Source organism: Pseudomonas sp. P5_A2_2, from assembly GCF_054177685.1.
In genome coordinates, this window is sequence record NZ_JBGCUL010000331.1 from 1 (window position 1) to 4,758 (window position 4,758).

Sequence of the window (4,758 nt, forward strand, 5' to 3'; positions counted from 1 at the left end):
GGCCAGGGCGAGGAAGGCTTCGGTGGCGTGCATGTTGCTGTTGGCGCCTCGGTACGCCTCCTCCTCGCTCCAGTCACGGTTGAAAGATTCGCGCATCGCGCCTTCTTCTTCGCTCCAGAAATAAGTGTCGATGATATCGATGGCATCATCGAGCAAGGCTTGTGCACCGGGGCGCTGTGCGACCACCGCAGAACTGGCCGCCAGTGCGACGAAAGCATGCAGGTAGGCATTCTTGCCGGTGTTGCCATTGCGATGTTCGGCGGCCGCGAACCAGCCGCCATGCAGCACGTCGCGCAACGGCCCGCGCAGCGCAGCGACACCGTGATCCACCAGTTCGGCGAAACCCGGCAAGCCCTGAATGTGGGCCATGGCGAAGCTGTGGGTCATGCGCGCGGTGTTCATGGTCTGGGCTTGCGCATCAGCCGGGAGGCGGCCTTTTTCATCGAGGTTGCCGAAGCCTTCAGGTAGCTTCGAAGCCTTGGCAAACGCCAGCAGGCGCAAGCCTTCGCTGGCGAGCCATTGCTGATGGGCAGGTGCGTTCAGCCAACTGCTGAAGGCCGGTTGGAAGGTGTCCATGGCGTACCTTTTTTGTTGTTATGACTGTGGGGCAGCATAAACAACGGGGGAAGGTGGGCATGTAACGAAGGGGGTGGGTTATGTCACCAAGCTGTGACATTTGCTCTTGGATATGTGTTGAATGATCTGACGCCATCGCGAGCAGGCTCGCTCCTACATTGGATTTATGTACGACGCAAAAACCCTGTAGGAGCGAGCCTGCTCGCGATGAACGATAACGCGGTCTGACTAGTCAACGCTGCGGGGCAACTGCAGGGTCACTCGCAACCCGCCTTCACGCAGATTCTGCAGACTCACCTCACCACCATGGCTATGGGCAATGTTGCGGGCAATCCCCAGCCCCAACCCATAACCCTGTTGCTGCCCGGCCAGGCGAAAGTGCGGTTCGAACACCTGCTCCAGCCGCTGCTCCGGCACGCCCGGCCCTTCATCATCGACGTGCAGGACGAACGCGCTTTCGTCGTCATCAATGTGCAGGTGCGCGTTCTGCCCGTACTTCAACGCGTTATCGATCAGGTTGCCGATGCAGCGCTTGAGTGCCAGCGGTTTGCCCGGATACGCCGCCAGCGCCCRCCCCTGCTGGGTCACGCGGCCGTTGCCGTTCGGCGCGAGATAGGGCTCCACCAGACAGTCGAGCACATGATTGAGGTCCACCGGCTCGATGTTCTCGTGGATGTCGGTGTCTTTCACGCATTGCAGCGCGCCCTTGACCAGCAATTCGAGCTCGTCCAGGTCACGCCCGAACTTGGTTTGCAGTGTTTCGTCTTCGAGCAATTCGACCCTCAGGCGCAAACGGGTGATCGGCGTGCGCAAGTCGTGGGAAATGGCGCTGAACAACTGGCTGCGCTCGGTCAGGTAACGACTGATGCGCTCGCGCATGGTGTTGAAGGCGCGCCCGACCTCGACCACTTCACTGCCACCGCCTTCGGCCACCGGTTCCACGTCGGCCCCCAACGACAGGTCCCGCGCCGCCCGCGCCAGGCGCTTGAGCGGACGACTCTGCCAGTGCACCAGCAGGCCGATGAACAACAGCAAAAAGCTGCTGGTCAGGACGATGAACCACACCTGCTGCGCCGGCAGGCCCTGCTCTTCAAGGCTGGTGTAGGGCTCGGGCAACAGCGAGGCGATGTACAGCCACTCGCCCGGCGCCATCTGGATCTGCGTGACCAGTACCGGCGGGTTCACCGGCTCCAGGGTCAACGCGTAGTGCGCCCAGGAGCGTGGCAACTCATCGAGCTTCAGGCCGCCATTGAAGATGCGCAGGTCTTGCGGGCTGACGAAGGTCACCGAGATGTCCGTGTCCTGGCCGAGGGACTGGCGCAGCACCTCGTCCACCGCTTTGAGCACCGCCTCTTTGCGCGGGGTGATGGGCAGCACCTCCATGCCCAGGGGTTTGTCGTTGAGCGTCACCACGAACCGGGTGCCGCCCATGCTGCGCAACTGATCGAGCACCAAGGGCCGGAACGCCACCGGCAACGAACGGAAATAACTGACACTGGCCGTCATTGAATGGGCCAGGCTGCGGGCGCTGGTGACCAGGCCCTCGAGCTGCGTGGCACGCAGTTGCGAGACCCAGATCACGCTCGACAACGCTTGGGCGAACAACACCGCCAGCAGGGTCAACAGCAACATCCGCCCGAGCAGCGAACGCGGCATCGGCACCTTGGCGGCGAGCTTGCGCAATAGCTTAGTGGCCATTGCTGGCAACCACATTGGCCGCCAGTTGGTAGCCGCTGCCACGCACGGTGCGGATCAGCCGTGGCGGTTTTTCCGTGTCGCGCAGGCGTTGGCGCAACCGGCTGACCGCCATGTCGACGATGCGATCCAGGGGCATCAGTTCACGGCCACGAGTGGCGTTGCCGATGGTGTCGCGGTCGAGGATTTCCTGCGGGTGATCGAGAAACAGTTTCAGCAGCGCGAAGTCGGCGCCCGAGAGAATCACCTCTTCGCCGTCGATGTGAAACAGCCGATGGCTGACCATGTCCAGCCGCCAGTCATCGAAGGCCAGCACCTCACCGCCGTTACGTTCCTGGCCGAACTGCGCACGGCGTAGCAACGCCTTGATCCGCGCCTGCAACTCCCGTGGGCTGAACGGCTTGCCGAGGTAATCGTCGGCGCCCAGCTCCAGGCCGATGACGCGGTCTGCCTCGTCGGAACTGGCGGTGAGCATGATGATCGGCACCTGCGCCTGGCGTGGATGCTGGCGAATCCAGCGACACAGGCTGAAGCCGTCTTCGTCGGGCAGCATCACATCAAGGATCACCAGATCGGCCGGCGCGTCGTTCAGCGCCTGGCGAAAACCGGCGCCATCGGCGGTGGCACGCACCTGGAAACCGGCACGGGTCAGGTAGGTGTCCAGCAACTCGCGTATCTCTTGATCGTCATCGACCAACAAAATCGACTTGTTGACTGAGCTCACGGGCGGCGTCCTTGTTGTTTGAATTGGGCGGATTATGCCTTAAGCACCGATTTTACAAACACTACAGAACCACTGTAGGAGCGAGCCTGCTCGCGATGGACGTCAACGATAACGCGTGTTTTCTGAATGCACGCGGTGCCTTCAAGTCCATCGCGAGCAGGCTCGCGCCTACAGGTAATCGGGTTTCAGGTCGGGATTGATTGCTCCAGCGCCACACCCGCACCCATCAATCCCGAATACGGCGCCGTCACCAGCCACACCGGAATCCCCTTGAAGTAATCGCTCATGCACCCCTTGTCGGCGAAGCAGCGGGCGAAGCCGCTTTCGAGGAAGAAATCGGCAAAGCGCGGAATCACCCCGCCAACGATGTACACGCCACCGCGCCCACCGGTGGTCAGCACGTTGTTGCCGGCCACGCGTCCGAGCCAGCAGCAGAACTGCTCGAGCACTTCCACGGCAATCGGGTCGCCCGCCAGCCCGGCTGCGGTGATGGCTTCCGGCGTGTCGAGTACCGGCGTGTGCCCGTCCACCGCGCAGATCGCCCGGTAGACGCGTGGCAAGCCGCCGCCGCTCAACGCTGTTTCAGCGCTGACATGGCCGATCTCGTTGAAAATATGCTGCCAGAGTTGGGTTTCACGCGGACTGCTCAATGGCAGATCAACGTGACCGCCCTCCCCCGGCAACGCGGCGAATCGGCCCTCGCCCAAATCGAGCAAGGTACCGACGCCCAGGCCCGTGCCGGGGCCGATCACCACCGCCGGGCGCAGCGGCTCCGGCGAGCCTTCGCAGACCACGCGGAATTCGCCGGGCTGCAAACGGGTCATGCCCAGGGCCATGGCCGAGAAGTCGTTGACCAGCAACAGCTGATCCACCTGCAAGGCCTGGCAAAAGCCCTTGCGGCTCAGGCGCCAGTGATTGTTGGTGAACTTGAATTCGTCGCCGCTCACGGGGCCTGCCACCGACAGGCACACCGAGCCAATCGCCCCCGGCGCCAGCCCCAGGCCGTTCAGGTAGAGGCTGATCGCTTCTTCCGGGCTGGGGAAATCTGCTGTCGCCAGCACCTGGACCGATTCCAGTTGCTGGTTTTTCCACAACGCGAAACGTGCGTTGGTCCCACCGATGTCACCGACCAAAGCCAGTTTCAATTAAGCGTCTCCAGGGCAGAAGTGAAGGCGCTGGCGCCCTGCTCCGCCGAGCTGAAGGCCATGCGCATGAAACCGAACAGCTCGCGACCGGTGCCGATGTTGTTGCCCAACTGGCCTTTGGCCGGTGTGCGCGCTGCGAATTCTTCGGCGTCCACCTTAAGCTCCAGGGTGCCTTTGACGCCATCGACGCGGATGATATCGCCCTCTTGCACTCGCGCCAAAGCGCCGCCGACATAAGCCTCGGGGCTGACATGAATGGCCGCCGGGATTTTCCCCGACGCGCCGGACATGCGCCCGTCGGTCACCAGCGCGACTTTGAAGCCGCGATCCTGCAACACGCCGAGGAACGGTGTCATCTTGTGCAGTTCCGGCATGCCGTTGGAGCGCGGGCCCTGGAAGCGCATCACCGCGACAAAATCCTTCTCCAGCAAACCGGCCTTGAAGGCATCGGCCAGGTCCTGCTGATCCTGGAACACCATGGCCGGCGCTTCGACAATCTGGTTTTCCACGGCCACAGCGGAGACTTTCATCACACCGCGACCGAGGTTGCCTTCCATCACCCGCAGGCCACCTTCGGCCGAGAACGCACGAGCGACCGGACGCAGGATGCTTTCATCG

General features: G+C 62.7%; 4 protein-coding genes and 1 pseudogene. All 5 read right to left on the reverse strand.

Annotated elements, in window-relative coordinates:
• Positions 1–576 (reverse strand): AGE family epimerase/isomerase (locus ACXRVY_RS17590; RefSeq protein WP_458237865.1); only part of this gene is annotated, 576 nt, incomplete at its 3' end.
• 228 nt (positions 577–804) lie between these two features.
• Complete coding sequence (locus tag ACXRVY_RS17595) at positions 805–2,232, reverse strand: ATP-binding protein (protein ID WP_458237866.1); 1,428 nt, start codon at positions 2,230–2,232, stop codon at positions 805–807.
• 31 nt (positions 2,233–2,263) lie between these two features.
• Positions 2,264–2,995, reverse strand: a complete 732-nt coding sequence (locus tag ACXRVY_RS17600; protein ID WP_223459445.1) for a response regulator — start codon at positions 2,993–2,995, stop codon at positions 2,264–2,266.
• A 185-nt stretch (positions 2,996–3,180) separates the two neighbouring features.
• Entirely contained in the window at positions 3,181–4,140 is a 960-nt protein-coding gene (locus ACXRVY_RS17605) for a glucokinase (RefSeq protein ID WP_223459447.1), read from the reverse strand.
• Positions 4,137–4,758 (reverse strand): annotated as a pseudogene (locus ACXRVY_RS17610) (phosphogluconate dehydratase); the annotation flags it as partial. The pseudogene ACXRVY_RS17610 and the gene ACXRVY_RS17605, both read right to left, overlap by 4 nt.